Annotated in this window: 10 protein-coding genes; 7 read left to right on the plus strand and 3 right to left on the minus strand. The window is 62.5% G+C overall.

The annotated features are described in order from the left end of the window. Positions 1–7: 7 nt before the first annotated feature. Positions 8–3,952, minus strand: coding sequence for an Ig-like domain repeat protein (locus GSQ80_RS23755; protein WP_158787888.1), 3,945 nt, complete (start codon positions 3,950–3,952; stop codon positions 8–10). A gap of 618 nt (positions 3,953–4,570) precedes the next feature. On the opposite strand from GSQ80_RS23755, the gene GSQ80_RS12170 reads away from it, so the two are divergent. The 5 genes from GSQ80_RS12170 to GSQ80_RS12190 all read left to right on the plus strand — a co-directional run bounded on the left by GSQ80_RS12170 (position 4,571) and on the right by GSQ80_RS12190 (position 10,585). Further along, positions 4,571–5,743 carry a hypothetical protein gene (locus tag GSQ80_RS12170; RefSeq protein ID WP_158787889.1) on the plus strand — a complete coding sequence of 391 codons (1,173 nt, stop codon included), beginning with the start codon at positions 4,571–4,573 and terminating at the stop codon, positions 5,741–5,743. Further along, positions 5,727–6,788, plus strand: coding sequence for a DUF4129 domain-containing protein (locus GSQ80_RS12175; RefSeq protein WP_158787890.1), 1,062 nt, complete (start codon positions 5,727–5,729; stop codon positions 6,786–6,788). The genes GSQ80_RS12170 and GSQ80_RS12175 overlap by 17 nt, the downstream gene beginning before the upstream one ends. After that, positions 6,785–8,005 (plus strand): DUF4350 domain-containing protein, encoded by a 1,221-nt coding sequence (locus GSQ80_RS12180; RefSeq protein ID WP_158787891.1) that lies wholly within the window; start codon positions 6,785–6,787, stop codon positions 8,003–8,005. Before GSQ80_RS12175 ends, GSQ80_RS12180 begins: the two co-directional genes overlap by 4 nt. Positions 8,006–8,037: 32 nt before the next feature. Beyond that, the gene (locus GSQ80_RS12185; protein ID WP_174241337.1) at positions 8,038–9,018 is read left to right on the plus strand and encodes a MoxR family ATPase; all 981 of its coding nucleotides are present in this window, start codon (positions 8,038–8,040) and stop codon (positions 9,016–9,018) included. A gap of 79 nt (positions 9,019–9,097) precedes the next feature. Next, entirely contained in the window at positions 9,098–10,585 is a 1,488-nt protein-coding gene (locus tag GSQ80_RS12190; RefSeq protein ID WP_158787892.1) for a DUF58 domain-containing protein, read from the plus strand. Between the two features lie 99 nt (positions 10,586–10,684). On the opposite strand, the gene GSQ80_RS12195 is transcribed toward GSQ80_RS12190, so the two are convergent. Beyond that, on the minus strand, positions 10,685–11,650 hold the full coding sequence (locus GSQ80_RS12195; protein ID WP_158787893.1) for a stage II sporulation protein M: 966 nt from the start codon (positions 11,648–11,650) through the stop codon (positions 10,685–10,687). Positions 11,651–11,697: 47 nt separating this feature from the next. On the opposite strand from GSQ80_RS12195, the gene GSQ80_RS12200 reads away from it, so the two are divergent. Together GSQ80_RS12200 and GSQ80_RS12205 are read left to right on the plus strand one after the other, a co-directional pair. After that, complete coding sequence (locus GSQ80_RS12200; RefSeq protein ID WP_158787894.1) at positions 11,698–12,591, plus strand: RDD family protein; 894 nt, start codon at positions 11,698–11,700, stop codon at positions 12,589–12,591. Positions 12,592–12,708: 117 nt separating this feature from the next. Next, entirely contained in the window at positions 12,709–13,719 is a 1,011-nt protein-coding gene (locus tag GSQ80_RS12205; RefSeq protein WP_158787895.1) for a YihY/virulence factor BrkB family protein, read from the plus strand. A 207-nt stretch (positions 13,720–13,926) separates the two neighbouring features. On the opposite strand, the gene GSQ80_RS12210 is transcribed toward GSQ80_RS12205, so the two are convergent. Next, positions 13,927–15,828, minus strand: coding sequence for a M61 family metallopeptidase (locus tag GSQ80_RS12210; RefSeq protein WP_158787896.1), 1,902 nt, complete (start codon positions 15,826–15,828; stop codon positions 13,927–13,929). Positions 15,829–15,929 lie beyond the last annotated feature (101 nt).

Genomic DNA, 15,929 nt, shown 5'->3' on the forward strand with positions numbered 1-15,929 from the left:
CTCCTGGTTACTGGACGGTGAGCGTGAGGTAGACGGACCGAGAGAGATTGCCGGACGTAGCGGTTACTGTCAGGTTATACGTATTCGGAGTTTCGCCGTAGTACCCGGTGTTGGCGGGGCCAGCGCAGCCGGAGACACCTGCCGTGATCGCGAAAAGAAGAAGGACCGAGGCGAGGAGTGAGGCGAAGCGCTTGCGGCGACGGAACCATGCGAGTGGAAGCGCCAGGAGTGCGAAGGTGATCGGCGCGTAACGCATGGGCGAGCGATGGACGGGCGGGCGGTGTAGTTGCGCCTGGGTAGCGAGGAGGTTCGCCGCGGTGGCCGCGAAGGCTACTGGCGTGGTGCCGGAGCCGGCGGAAATGGTTGTGGGGGTGATGGTTCCGGCAACCGTCGCGGGAAGGCCGGAGAAGGTGAGGGTGATGGGGCCGGGGAAGGTGCTGGTGATTAGCGGCGTGACGACGAGAGCATAGTTCGCGGTGCCGCCGGCTATGGTGGAGGCAGAGCTGGAGCCTCCGGTGGCGACGGTGAGCGAGAAGTCAGCGACGGTTTGGGTGAAGGCAGGCGAGGTCGCGGGGGCGTTTTGCGCGTCGCCGGCGAAGACTGCGGTGATGGAGTGAGGTCCGGCGTACACGAAGCTGGCGGTGATGCTGACCATGCCGTTGACGATGGTGCCAGAGCCGATGGGTGTGGCGCCGTCAAAGAAGTTGACGGTGCCGGTGGGAGCGGGGCCGGCGGAAGCGGTGGTGAGGGTCGCAGTGAGGACGGTGGGATTGTCGAGGAAGACTGGGTTGACCGAACTGGTGAGCGCGATGTTGACGACGTTGATCACGGTCTCGAGGACAGTGTTGGTGGTCGCGCCCTGATTGTTGGGGTCGCCGCCATAGACAGCGACGAGGGTGTAGGTCCCGGGGAGCTTGAAGCTGGTGACCAGGGTGGCGACGCCGCCGCTGAGGGTTCCTGTGCCGATGGCGACGCCGTTGCTCTTGAAGGTGACGGTGCCAGTGGGGGTGCCGCTACTGGACTTCACGGTCGCGGTGAGCGTGGTGTTGGCGTTGACGTCCACGGGGTTGACCGAGCTGGTGAGCGTGGCGGTGGTGGCGTAGAGAACGACCTGGGTCAGGGGTGGGGACGTGATGGTCTCGGTGTTCGAGTCGCCGGAGTAGACGGCGGTGAGGATGTGGTTGCCCGGCGTCGTGAATGAGACGGAGATGGAGTTGGCGGGAAGGGTTACGGTGCCGATGAGGGTGGTGCCGTCGTAGAACTTGATGGTGCCGCCGGGGTTGGTGGTGAGGGTGGAGAGCGTGGCGGTGAGCGTGGTGGACTGGCCGGGCGTCGAGGGATTGACGGAGCTGGTGAGGAGGAGGGTCGCGATGTTGAGTACGTGCTGGATGTAGGGGCCGGAGGTGGCGTTGGTGAGGTCGGGGTTGGTGCTGGTGAAGACCGCCGTGAGCGTGTGGTTGCCGGCGGTGGAGAAGCTGACGGGCAGCGTGGCGGACGAGCCGCTGACGACGACCGTGCCGAGGGAGGTGGCGCCGTCAAAGAACTGGACACTGCCGGTGACCGCCCCGAATACGGGATTCGACATGATGGTCGCGGTGAGGTTGGTGGACTGGCCGACCAGCGACGGGTTGATGGAACTGGTCAGCGCGATAGAGGTGGCGTTGCCGACAACCTGGGTGAGGGTGGCGGTGCCAGGCTGCGTCAAGGTGCTGGGGGTGTAGACGGCCTTGATGGGATAGGAATCGGGGGTTGGGAAGCTGTCGTTGATGCTGGCAGTGCCGATTTTGCCTGTGCCGGTTACGGTCGCGGTGCCGATGAGGGTGGTGCCGTTGAAGAAGTCGACTGTGCCGCCGGGAGTGATGGTGCCCGTGGTGGTGATGGTAAGGGTAAAGACGGTGGTCTGGTTGACGAGCGAGGGGTTGACCGAACTGGTGAGCTTGAAGGTCGCGGGCTCGATGACAAAGATCTGATTGCTGATGGCGGTGCCATTGGCGCCTGCGGGGACGGTGGCGGGATCGGCTACTGCGGTGGCTGTCCAGATACCGTACTGATTGAGTTGCAGACCAGAGGCGACGGGGATGGTGAGCACGCCATTGTCGGCCAGGGTCATGGTGTAGACGCTGGTGTTGGTGCCGGCACCGGTGCCGCCCTGGTAGATGCCGTTGGCGTCGGTGGTGGTGAAGGTGATGGCGCCGCTGTAGTCCTTGGCGACGGTGTTGTCGGAGTTGAGGGCGGTGAGGACGAGTTCGACGGAGCCACCGAGGTTGACCGTGGTCGGCGTGGTGGGCGGGACGCTGATGGCAACGAGGGAGAAGTGGGTGAGGGTGGTGACGCCGATGCCCTTGAGCGAGGCGGTGTTGCTGGAGGTCAGGCCGCCGGCCGCGGTGGTGGTCAACACGAGGTTGGCGAGATTGGGGCCTACGACTGTGGGCTGGAAGTTGAGGTCGTAGGTGCAGACCTCACCGATGCTGAAGGTGCCGCCGGTAAGTGTGGGGCAGGTGCTGCCCGTCGGAGCGAGAAGGAAGGCGGTGGGGTTGGTGCCGGTGAAGCTCGGGTCGTTGGCGTTCAGGGAGCTGGCGATGTTGCCGGTTCCCTGCACGGTGAGGGTCTCGGGATCGTCGGTGGTATCGAGGCTGCCGACCAGGGTCGGGGTTGGCCAGTTGACGTTGGCGGTGGTACGGACGAAGGTGACCAGGCCGAGGGTGGTGTCGCTGACGAGCAGGTCGCCGTCGCCTTCGACGAGGATGCCGGCGGGGGTATCGAGGTTGAACGGCGGGACGTTGTTGGTCGTGAGAACAAACTGGTCGCCTGAGGCAGTGGCCTCGACGATCTGGTGGTCGCCGGTGTTCGCAATGTAGAGGGTGCCTGCAGCATCGACGCCGACGCCGGTAGGGTTGCTTAAGGTGATGCTGGTGGGGCTGACGTCGGTGGTAGCTGTGGAGCCGAGCGAGTTCGCGAGGATGCGCTTATTGCCGGAGTCGGCGATGTAGAGATTGGTACTCGGATAAATCGTGCTAATGGAGGCGACGGCGAGACCGGTGGGGCCCAAGAGCGATGCGCCCGGTCCGGTAAAGGTCAAGGTAGTGGCCGTGGTGGCACTCGGAGGTAGCTGGTAGATTTTGTTGTTGGTTGAGTCGGCGATGTAGAGATCACCGATGAGATCGACGGCGAGGCCGGTGGGCGTCGACAGCGTGACGTTGGAAATAACGAGAGCCGTGGGGGTGTAGGGAGGGGTGGAGCTAAGCGCGACGGTATAGACAGAATTACCGGAGGAAACAAAGAGGTTTCCGTCGCCGTCAATGGCAATCCCCGAGGTATTGGAGACGGGCAGGGAGAACAAGTCAGAATAGACGCCTGTAGCGGAGCGTTCCAGGATGCGGCCATGCAGTACGTCGGTGAAGAAGACATTGCCGAGGCCGTCCTGGGTGACAGCGCCTGCGGTAAAGGAGGCTGGGGTGAGCGTGGTGGCGCTGTTAACGGGGACCGCCGTAGCGGGCGAGAAAGTAAACTGCGGGCCAATTCCGACGCCCGAGAGATAGATCGTGTTGATGACGACGTTCGAGGTATTGGTAATCACGAGGGCGCCTAAGCGAAGGCCAATCTGCTTAGGTTTGAAGGCGAGGTTGACGGTGCAGGTGTTGGGGTAGGTGATGGTTCCGGTGCAGGTGGAAGAGATGACACTGAAGTCCTCGCCGGAAGCGCCGTAGGTGACCGCCGCGACGCCCTGAACGGAGACGCCCCCTGGGGGGCCGATGAACTGCTGGGTAAAGTCGCCGGTGCTACCGACATTGACATTGCCGAACTGGATGGCGTTGTTCGGCGAGAGGCCCTGGGCGAATGCGGACGAAGCGCCGAAGAGGGCGAACAGCATCAGCAGAAGAGTGGAGCGTACTGCCGCGAGCGAGAATCGGTGCTTGCTCGAGTGAGCTTCGCGCAGCGAGACAGTCATCATTCCTCCAACAAGGGCCGACAGAGCACAGAACAAGCGGGTTCCCCGGATCAGTAGAAGGTTGGGGTCGGGGGGAGTGGGCGCGTGCTCCCCAAACCGGACGATGGCCAATCTGCTACCCATAATAGATTCAACAACTCCGCACAATTTCCGCAGACGAAACAGTCGGGTAAAAATTGAGGTAACGCGCCAAGAATACCATCTCAAAACCTGCAATCCATAAATAACTCGGGAGGTTACAGCCCATTGAGCGTGGAAGGTAAACAGTCCCGAGCAGAAACGGGTGTTTCCACCATGCATGAGGAAGTGGTCTGCGGGAAAGAACCATAGTGGATACGTCTCAAGTGGAGCGCGTGTTGAATGATGACGCGCAGTGGAAAACAGGCGGCTCGATGAATTGCTCGAGGCGAAGGTTGTCTAGCTTCTCGGAGAAAGAGAGTTGTGGAGCGTTTCGTTCTTGAGCCGGATTATAGCTGCGCAATATTAACGATCGTGTGAAGCGCATCAGCGGCTGGCGCATGGGCGGCTTGCGGTTAGTGCTATTCTTCCCCAAATCGGTGCAGAGAGAAGTCTGGCGGCGTGGGCGGAGGATGGCCTGCGGGTGCAGAGGAGAATGGGAAGATGACGCCACAGAGTTGGGAGTCGCCAGAGACATTTCATGCGCCGGGGGGCGCGGCGGTGTATGGGGGTTCGGCGCAGGCAGCTGCCTATGCGCTTCGACCGCTCTCGCTGGGCGAGCTGCTGGATCGGACGTTTTCGGTGTACCGGTCGCGGTTCTGGTTGTTTGCGGGGATCGGGGCGATTTCGGCGCTGCTGCAGACGGTGATCAGCGCGGCGCAGCTTGCGCCTATGCACCTGGCGAAGATGGCGGGGGCGTTCGATGGCGCGAGAACGCGGACGGCAATTCCTGCGACTCCTTTCCCGCCGAATTACCTGACGGGGATCGGGATGGGCATGGCATTGGCGATCCTCGGAGTAAGCCTGCTGTACCTGCTGGTATTCGTGGTGACGCAGGCGGCGACGGTGTTTGCGCTGAGTGAGGTGTACCTGGGAAAGGCGACGACGATCGGGGAGTCCTTGCGGGCGACGATTGGGCGGTGGTACCGGTATCTCGGGATTGGGATATGGCAGGCAGGCAGCATGATGTGGATACCGGGGATTGCGTTAATCGCGGGCGCGATTTTGTTGGCAACGAAGATTCCTGGGCTGAAGATACTGGGAGGGGTGCTGATTTTTCTGGGGATTGCGGGCGGGGTTCCGGTGGGCGTAATTCTGTGGCTGAGGAATTCGCTGGGGGTCCAGGCGACCGTGATTGAAGGGCTGACGGTGCGGGCATCCATGGCGCGCAGCAAGGTGCTGACGGCTGGAGCGAAGGGGAGGGTGTTCGTGCTGCTGTTGCTGGCTGGCGCGTTGAATTATGCGGCGAGCCTGCTGCAGATGCCGCTGATGTTATTTGTGATGTTCACGATTGCGCGCGGTGGGAAGGCGGTTGCGACGGAGATTGTGATGCTGCTGGTGGGATTTGTCGGCCATGCGTTGGTACAGCCGGTGCTGATGATTGGCCTGTCGCTGTTGTACTTCGATCAGAGGGTGCGCAAGGAGGCGTTCGACCTTGTGATGCTGCTCGGGCCGGAGAGTTCGCCGGTGGCGGCTGCGGGGATGTGGGCGCCGGCGCAGACGATGCCGATGTCCATGCCGCCTGCTTCGATTGAGGCTATCGCTGCGGGACCGATCTCGGGTGCACCGATGGATGAGACGTCAAGTCCGCGGACGGGTGATGAGACGCTGCCCTAGTCTGCTAACGACGATCAGTGCGGTGATGCTGGTCGCTGCGGCGCTGCCGGCGTGGGGGGCGCTGAAGAGCGCGTCGCCAGCGGAGGTGCGCGGGGTGGTTGTGCGACTGCAGGGGGTGGTTGCGGGATGCGCGGCGAAGGGTGGGTCGGCTTGCGCGTCGACGGCAGTGGGGGATGATCTGCGGGTTGGCGATCCTAAGCAGGGCGGCTATGAGGTGCATTGGGACTGGCTGCGGGATGCGCTCGATAAAAGCAAGGATGTGGAGGCGGGCAAGCGTGGGGAGTTGCTGCGGGATTCGGCTGCACGGTTGACGCGGATGGAAGGTGAGTTGGGGTCTGCGGAGGACGCGCCGGTCGGCGGGCCAATGGGCCAGAAGGAGTTTGGGCGGGCGCGGGCGGCGGCGGATGCGGTGTTGGCGCAGCCGGAGTTTCAGCGGAAGACCACTGTGACGTGGTGGGACCGCGTGATGGGATTCTTCTATGCGTGGCTGGCGCGGATGCTGAGTGGGATTGCGCGGGCGGGGGCGGCGGCTCCGTGGCTGGGGCCGGTGGTGATCTGGACGCTGTGTCTTTCCGCGGCGGCGGGATTGGTGTTCCTGGTGCTGCGTAACTTGCAGCGGCAACGGCTGCGGATTTCGCTGGCCGGAGCAGCGATGGCGAAGACAGCTTGGGATCGCGAGGCTACTGACTGGGCGAAGCAGGCGGAGGAGTTCGCCAGCGGCGGCGAGTGGCGCGAGGCGGTGCATTGCTTGTATTGGGCAGCGATTGTTTCGCTGGAATCGCGGCGGGCGTGGCGGCATAATCCGACGCGGACGCCGAGGGAGTATGTGCGGCTGCTGAAGCCGGGGTCGGCACAGCAACGGAGTCTGCGCGAGCTGACTCGGATGTTTGAGCGCGTGTGGTACGGGCTGCGCGAAGGACGCGCGGAGGAGTATGCCGAGGCGCGGGGGATGTATGAGGCGCTGGCTTCCGGGACGATCGAGCGAGCGGGTGGTATGGATGAGGGGCGTTCAGGCGCGGCGGTTGGGGAAGGCGGTGTGGCTTGAGCATTGTCGCTGGCAAGCGCTCGGGGGTGAGCGACCGGAAATTGCTATGGGGCGTGTGCGGCGTGATGTTGGCGTTGATTGTGGTGATGGCGGTGGTGCGGCCGGCGCAGAGCCCGGAGGATCCTCGACCAACAACTACGAACACTGGACCCCAGGGAGCGAAGGCGGCGTTCGTGGTGCTGCAGCGGCTGGGGCGGACGACGTCGCAGGGTAACCAACCGCTGGCGGAGTTCAACGACGGGATGGACGATGCACAAGCGGCGCGCACCACGCTGGTGCTGGCGGCGCCGGAGTACGACCAGACGGAGCTGCCGCGGCTTCGGAAGGAGTTGGAGCGGTTTCTGAACCGCGGTGGACGTGTGCTGACGACTGGGCCGAGTGGGGCAGCGTTGTTGCCGGGTGGCGAGAGCAAGGCGCCGGGAATGGTGCAGCCTCCGCTATGCCACACGACGCCGGAGGGAGCTGGTGAGATGGCGCGGGTGGGGAGCGTGGAGATGGCGGAAAGGGCGCAGTGGTCTGACGACGCCGCTAAGTTTGAGGTGGAGCAGCGATGCGGGGATGAGGCTGCGGTGGTGCGGTATGCGGTGGGTAAGGGAGAGGCGATCTGGTGGGCGTCGGCGGGGCCGCTGGAGAATGACGAGTTGAAGAACGATGCGGATCTGCGACTGTTGCTGGCGACGGTTGGTGAGGGGAAGGACGTGGTGTTCGACGAGTCGCTGCATGGGGCGGTGAAGACGATTTGGGATGCGGCGAAGGGGCTGCCGCTGAAGTGGCTGATGCTGCAGGCTGCGCTGCTGTTTGTGCTGCTAGTGGTGAGCTTCAGTAGGAGGCGCGGGCCGTTGCGGTCGCCGTTGCGGTTGCCGCGGAGTTCGCCAGTGGAGTTTGCTACGTCGATGGGGGATTTGTACGAGAAGGCGGCGGCTAGTAGTGCGGCGACGGAAGCGGCGAGGCGCAGGCTGCTGCGCGTGTTGACGCGTGAGGCTGGCGTCGCGCAGGGGACGATTGAGGAAGGGCCTGACGCGATCGCTGAGGCGCTGCGAGTTCGACTGGGTGGGGATTGGTCGCTGGTGAGTGAGCATCTGCAGGAGGCGAAGCGAGCGGAGCATGAGGTGATCGCGATGCGGAGTGCGCTGGCGCTGGTGCGCGCGTTGAGCGAGGATGCGAAGAGGGTGCGGACGCGCCTGGCGGCGCGTCAGACAGTAGAGAGTAGAGCGTAGAGAGTAGAGAGAGCGTTAAGCGAGGAGAGTGTGTGAGCGAAGAGAGTTTGGGTGTGGCGGCGGCGAACGAGTTGTTTGCGCAAGGGCAGGAGCAGATTGGGCGCGTGATTGCCGGGCAGAAGGAGGTGATTGCGCAGGCGCTGCTGACGATGCTTTGTGGCGGACATGCGCTGATTGAGGGCGTGCCGGGCGTGGCGAAGACGCTCGCGGTGAAGACGCTGGCGAGGTTTCTGGGGCTGGAGTTTCGGCGCGTGTCGGGGACTCCGGACATGATGCCGGCGGATATTTTGGGGACGAGCGTGTTCTCGCCGAAGACGGGCGAGTTCAGCTTTCACAAGGGACCGGTGTTCACGCAGTTTCTGCTGACGGATGAGATTAATCGGATGCCGCCAAGGACGCAGGCTGCGCTGCTGGAGTCGATGGAAGAGCGGCAGGTGACGGCGGATGGCGAGCGGCATGTGTTGGATGATTTCTTTACGGTGTTCGCTACGCAGAATCCGGTGGAGTTTGAGGGGACGTATCCGCTGCCGGAGGCGCAGCTGGATCGGTTTCTGTTGAAGATCAAGATGGAGTATCCGGATGTGGCGGAGGAGCGGCTGGTGCTGGAGCGGCATCATGCGGTTGGGCTCGGTAACGGGTCTGGTGCGGGGTTGGCGGAGACGGCGATTGAGGCGGTTCCGTTTGAGTTGCTGGCGGCCGCGCGGAGAGAGGTGCGCGCTGTTCGCGTTGAGCCGGCGATTTTTGATTATTTGTTGGCGGTGGTTCGGAGGACGCGGGCTTGGCCGACGATTGCGCTGGGGGCTAGTCCTCGAGCGAGTACTGGGTTGTTGTTGGTGGCGAAGGCATTTGCAGCGCGCGAGCAGCGGGACTTTGTGATTCCTGATGATGTGAAGGAGGCGGCGCTGCCGGTGCTGCGGCATCGGTTGGTGTTGCGGCCGGAGGCGGAGTTGGAAGGGCTGGATACGGATCGCGTGGTGCGGGATGTGCTGGCGGCTACGCAGGTGCCGAAGTAAAGCAGGGGATAGGGGATAGAGGATAGAGCGTAGAGAAACGTGCTGATAGCTCTTACTCCAGGCACGAAATGTTCGATCTATGCAGACATTGATTCCACAATCCGCTAGTGCGAGGGCTAAGCCGGTGGGAAGGGCTGGGCGGGTGGTGGGGTTTGGGCTTACGCCGCTGGCGCTGGGGCTGTTTGCTGCGGGATTGATGATGGCGGTGCCGGCGTTCTTTCATGCGCGACAGATTTATTTCATGCTGGGGTGGGATGGGTTGGTAGCGCTGCTGGTGGTGGTGGATGCGGTGCTGCTTCCCCGCCCTGAACAGTTTTTGGTGACGCGGGCTTTTTTGGATTCGCCGCAGTTGGGGTTGGCTACTCGGGTCGAGCTGGCGGTGCGGGTTGATGCGGATGCGGTGCTGGATGTGCGGATGGTGGATGATCTGCATTCGGCGCTGGTGGCGATGCCGGGGGTGCAGCGGGTTGAGGCGTTTCCTCGTGAGGATGCGGTGAGTTTGTCGACGATTTATCCGCGGGAGCGTGGGGACTTTGGGTTGGGGCGGGTGTATTTGCGGTATCGCGGCGCGTTCAGATTAGTGGATCGGTGGGCTGCTGCGGAGCCGGTGGTTGCGGCGACGAATTCCGAAGATGCGGCGCGGCGGCAGCGGGTGCGGGTGTTTCCGGCTCATGAGGATAGTCGGGAGAAGACGCAGTTTTATTTGCTGCGGGCGCGGCAGATCGAGTTGGAGAAACGCAAATTGCGTTTGCGCGGGGTAGGTCGGGAGTTTGAGAGTCTGCGGGATTATCAGCCGGGGGATGAGCTGCGGAAGATTTCGTGGACGGCTACGGCACGGCGCGGGAGGTTGGTGACGCGGCAGTTTACGGTGGAGCGGTCGCAGCAGGTTTGGATGATGCTGGATGCGGGTCGGCTGTCGCGAACGGCGTTTGAATTGCGGCGGGGTGGGGTAGAAAGTTTTGCCGAGACCAGCGCTGAGCGTGAGGCCGCGCATGTGCTGACGGTGACGCAGTTGGACCAGGCGGCGACCGCGGCGACGATGTTGGCGCAGGTGATCCAGGGGTCGGGCGATAAGTTTGCGATGCTGACGTATGGGCGGGAGGTGCAGCAGTTGCTACCTCCTGGTAACGGCGCGGCGCATGTGCGGCTGCTGATTGATTTGTTGAGTCAGACGCGGTCAGAGGCTGCGGAGGCGGATCATCTGAATGCGGTGGCTCGGCTGAAGACGGCGCAGCGGCGACGCGGGTTGATTGTCTGGATTACGGAGTTGATGGATAGTGTGGGGAAGCCGGAGTTGGTAGTTGCGGCTAGTGAGCTCGTGCGGAGGCATCTGGTGGTGCTGGTGCTGTTGAAGCATCCGGAGCTGGAGGAGTTGGCGGCGCGGGAGCCTAAGACTAAGGATGAGATGTTTCAGACGGCAGCGGCGCAGGAGATGCTGGAGCGGCGGCGCGAGACGGTGGCGCAGCTGGAGAGGCAGGGGGTCTTGATTGTGGAGACAACTGCAGCGGAGGTGGGGATGCGGGCGGTGAGTAAGTATCTTGAGGTGAAGGCTGAGGGGCTGCTGTAGAGAGGTTCTTAGTTCTTAGTTCTTAGTTCTTAGTTCTTAGTTCTTAGTTCTTAGTTCTTAGTTCTTAGTTCTTAGTTCTTAGTTCTTAGTTCTTAGTTCTTAGTTCTTAGTTGCGATTGACTTGCGGCCGCCTTCGGTTAGCCAGAGGGTTAGGGCGGTTAGGAGGGCGGCGCCTACTGCGAACTTCAGGGCTATGGGGGCGTGGGTTGGGGAGAGGAAGGCTTCTAGTGTTCCGGCGACGATGAGCAGGGGGATGGTGGCGGAGACTAGCTGGACGGCTTCTAGGCCGGCTCGGGCCAGGGCGGCGCGGCGGTTGAGCATTCCGGGGAAGAGGATGCCGGCGGCGAGGCGGAGGCCGGCGGCTCCGGAGATCATGATGCTGGGGATCTCGAGGGCGCCGTGGGCCGCTACAAAGCTCCAGAGACTGAGGGCCATGTGGTGCTGGCGGCAGACTACTGCGATGGCGCCTAGCATTAGGCCGTTGTTGAAGAGGGAGTAGAGGGTGAAGAGGCCTGCAGTGATTCCGCCGGCGAAGGTTAGGAAGCAGACGGTGATGTTGTTGGTCATGATGCCGGAGGCGGCCTGTGGTTTGACGCTGAGGACGCTGTCGGTCCACATCTTCTGATGGTCGAGGTTGGCTACCTTGTCGGCGCCGAGGAACATGACGCCGAAGTCTGGACGGAGCATGACGATGAAGGCGCCGAGAAGGCCGGCGGCGACGCTGACTAAGATGGCGGCGAGAAGATAGCCGGAGAGGCGACGCAAGAGGCGTGGATAGCCGTGGGCGAAGAACTGCCAGAGGCTCGCGAAGGAGATGCGGCGGCCGGAGTAGACGTAGTTGTGGGCTCGGGAGACGAGGCGGTTGAGGTATTGGGCTAAGGCTTGCGAGGAACGGTCGGCGCGAACGGCGGAGAGATCGGCGGCGGCCTGGCGGTAGAGGAGGCCTAGATCGCGGAGGTCGGCGGGGGGAAGCGACTTGACGCCGTTGGATTCGACCTGGTGGACGAGCGCGTCGAGCCGGTTCCAGTTATTCTTGCGAGTATCGATCCAGAGATTCGTCAGCATAAGGGCAGAGTGTAGAGAGTAGAGAGAAAACTCAGAGGTTCGCGATCATGTCGAGTTTCGAGCAACGCAACTTCACGGATGAAACGTTTGCGGGGCGGGCTGAGACGCATTATATCGACACGCCGGAGCAGGTGGAGCTGGCGTACAGCGTTGCGGGGATCGGCAGCCGGTTTGTTGCGGTGCTGCTGGATTCGCTGATTCTCGGTGCATTTTTCCTTGCTGAGATCCTGTCGATGGTAGCGTTCGCGGGGGCAACAAGCGCTCTATCGTCGGGTGACGGTGGCGTGGTGGGGGCCGCGGTCAAATGGTTTATCGCGTTGATTGTCTTTATCAACTTCGCTGTTGCGTGGGGGTATTTTGCGCTGTTTGAGGCTTACTGGCATGGACAGACGCCGGGCAAGCGGGTGATGAAGATACGGGTGATCAAGGATTCGGGACGGCAGATTACGTTGTTTGAGGCGCTGGCGAGGAACCTGCTGCGGGTGGCGGATTATCTGCCGGGGTTCTACCTGGTGGGCTTGATTACGATGCTCTGCAACAAGCGCAGTCAGCGGCTGGGTGACTTGGTGGCGGGAACGATTGTGGTGCATGAGCGGTTGGATGAGGCGTCGCTGCTTTATCAGACGAGCACGACGCTAGTGGCCCCGGTGGGGTTTAGTGAACAGCCGTTTGGACAGGATACGGTGCTGCCGTGGGGGCAGGCCGTAACCGCGATGTTCCCTGCTGACGCGGTGGCGAGGTTGAGTGCGCAGGACCTGATGGTGATTGAGACGTTCTTCTCGAGAATGCTGGATTTGCCGCTGCAGACGCGGGCGACGGTGGCATACCAGATGGTGAGGCAGATGTCGGCGAAGATGGGCGTGGAGGTGCCGGAGGGCAATCCGGAGCGGGCGTTGGAGTCGATGGCGTACCAGATGCGGAGCGGTGGGCGGAGGGTTTAGCTACTCCAACTTGCACCCGCATCCCATGTCCCCAAGTGCGAGGGACATGGGGCACCCGGCGCATTGAACGCCGGAGGCACTGGATGCATCTGAGTGAGCGACGAAGGAAATGCTTCCATGCGTTCAACTGACCACAGGCTAACCGCGATTGACCCGCTGGCTCAGCAGATCTGGGACCTGGTGGCGCGATCCCCGCTGCATGATATGTGGGATTTTCAGGGGGCGAGCGCGGGGTTGGTGTGGAAGCGGACGTTCCGGGCGATCCTGAGCGATGACCTTCTTTCGCGGGCGGCGGAGATGGGGTATTACTTTCTGTTCGCGCTGTTTCCTACGCTGGTTTCCGCTAGCGCGATCCTGGGGTTGGCGGCGCGGCAGGCGGAACATATTTTTGACAAGCTGTTGCACTACCTTGCGCTGGTAGTGCCGGGTGGGGCGTACACGATGGTGATCGAGACATTCAATCAGACGACGGAACACGCGACGAAGGGAAAGATCACCATTGGTCTGGTGGCCGCGATCTGGTCGGCTTCGGTGGGGTTTGCGGCGATCCAGGACGGGATGAACACGGTGTACAAGGTCCGGGAGTCTCGACCGTATTGGAAGGCGCGGGGGCAGGCGATTTTGGTGACGATGTTGCTGTCGGTGATGGTGACGGCGAACCTGGCGGTGCTGCTCGGAGGAGACCTGTTTGCGCGGCTGATGTACGTGAAGATCTGGCATCACTGGCTGGCATTCAGTACGGCGATGGTGATTCACATTTTGCAGTGGGCGGTGGCGAGTACGTTGCTGATGCTGCAGTTCAGCATGATCTATTATTTCGCTCCGGATTTGAAGGTGAAGCGTTGGCACTGGATGACGCCGGGGGCGGTGATTGGTCTCGTTGGATGGGTGATTTGTTCGCTGGGGCTGCGGGTCTATCTGCACTTCTTTGACAATTTCTCGCTGACGTACGGGTCGTTGGGCGGCGTGATTATTCTGCTGACGTGGTTTTACATCACGGGATTGATGCTGCTGCTGGGCGCGGAGGTGAACAGTGAGATTCAGGCGGCGGTGGCAGAGAAGAAATTGAAGGATAGTGGCGCGATTCCGCAGGACGTGGATGCCGAGCCGAAGATTGCGACGGGATAAGGCTTTGCGTGAACGGTCGGGTCTCATGGTCGCACGGGCTTCCCGGTTGGAATGGGACGAGCCATCGTGGTGAACGGAAACCTTCGGGGTCCTTCGGCTACGCTCAGGATGACAGAGTTTGTGCGGTTCGGGAACCCCTGCCTTTGCAGTCGGTTCTGCAACCCAGGTCCGAGAATCCGGACCTGGGGCACCCGGATCACTTGCTGGTTATTTGGTTAGAGGGTCGAGGATGGTGTCGAGGCGGTCGGGCGTGTTCTCTATGCGTTCGAGCTGGGGATAGCGTTCGCCGCCGTGGTAGTCGAGGGAGATTGTCTTGAAGTAGCCGGTGTTCTCCACGATGAGGTTGATGGCGGGACCACTGCCCTTGGCTGCGTCGATGGCTGCGCGGAGCAGGCCTGGGGTGTAGGCGCGGCCGTTGACGGCGATGATCTGGAAGCCGGGGGCCAGGCCCGCCTTGTAGGCAACACTGTTGATGATGACGTCGCCGAGCATGCCCGTGGAGCCGGCGGTGAGGCCGAGAGAGTAGGTTGCGCTGATACCGTCGCCTTCATTGAGCGTGGACCAGTAGTTGGGCTTGTCGGTGTAGGTGAGGTGGTAGCCGGAGAGGGTGTTGATGCCGGCGATCTCGGGGGCGTGGAGTTCGTTGGAGTCGAGGCGGGTGCGGAGGAAGGTGGCCCAGTCGTTGGGGACGACGGCGTTGAGGCCGGAGACGATGTCCTCAAAGGTGTAGGGCGCGACGCGAGGTGGAGTGTTGCCGCCGAAGCCTTCGAAGGCGGCGAGGAAGTTGTTGAGGCTCTTCTTGCCCTGAGACTTTTCGCGGATGGTCTCGTCGATCTCGAGCCAGAGGAGGTCGCCTTCGCTGTAGTAGTCGGTGTCGCGACGCCAGTTATCGTAGGGGCCGCTGGCGTTGTAGAGGATCTGGGCGGCGGTGGCGGTGTCCTGCAGATCGCGCCAGGTGCGGCCGGGGCGCGCGTCGTTGAAGTCGGCGACGATGGTGGCCAGGCGGTCGCGGAAGGTGTCGGCGCTCCAGATGCCGGAGCGGGCGGCGAGGATGTCGCCGAGATAGTTGGTGAGGCCTTCATAGACCCAGAGGAGGTTGCCCTTCATGGGCTCCTGGTAGTTGGGGGTGGCGAGGCCTGCGGGGCGGCGATATTTTCCGTTCCAGGAGTGGGTGAACTCGTGGGGGAGGAGGTCGCCCTCTTCGGCGAAGGAGCCTTCGTCGATGAAAGTTTTTTCGGGAACGCGGTCGTCGGAGGACTGGTGGTGTTCAAGGCCGAAGTGGGCTACCTGGTCGGAGAGCGTGACGAGGAAGTGGTAGGAGCCGTAGTGGCGCGACTGGTAGAGCGCGCCGGTTTCGCGAACGAGTTTGGAGAACTGATCGATGTGCTGCTGCGAGAGGGCGAGGTCTTCAGGACCGTCGCCGGCGAGGTCGAGGTAGTGCTTGGGAGAGACTTCGGGGGCGAGAACGATCTCGCGGAACCAGCGGCCGGCGAGGACTGGCGAGTCGATGAGCTGCTCGAGGGAGACGGTCTGGAAGGAGGCGTGAACGGAGGCTTCGGTGGCGCCGTCTGTGGGCTGGAGCGCGGTGCCGAAGTGCCAGCCATCAGGGATGGTGATGCTGGGGGTGATCATGACGTCCGAGGCTTTTGTGTGCTCGATGTCGATGTTGAGGGGGTAGACGAGGAGGGTGTTCCAGCTGAGGAGCGCGAGGTTGGCGCTGGTGGAGCCGCCTTCAGTGAAGTTGGCGCCGCCGGTGGCGAGGAAGTCCATCTTAATGTTGAGTTGCGTGACGCCCTCGGGGACGTTGACGTGGTAGCTGTACATGTCGACGAGATCGCGCTCCCATTTGATCGGCTGGCCGGTGGGAGTAGAGATGATGAAGCCGGCCTGGTTGATGATGGGGCCGGTGGGTCCGTGCTCGCCGGGGATCCACTCGGGATAGACGAGGGTGAGGGGGCCGGGCTGAACGGGGATGATTTCGGTGGCGTGGAGGATCTTGCGTGGAGCGTCGGTGAGGTCGACGGAGAGCGTAATGGGTGCGGATTGGGCGCTGGCAGAGAGGGTGGCGGCGCAGAGGGCGGCCATGGGGATGAGGCGAAACAACGACATGTAGTGAGCTCCTGAGGCAGGTACTTCGTGGGATAAGTTTACGCGGGAGAACGGTAAAAGGGTGCGGGGACCTTGGCTTTCACCCCAGCGAGCGAAGATCG

Origin of the sequence: Granulicella sp. L46, from assembly GCF_009765785.1 — a bacterium.
Taxonomy (GTDB): domain Bacteria; phylum Acidobacteriota; class Terriglobia; order Terriglobales; family Acidobacteriaceae; genus Granulicella.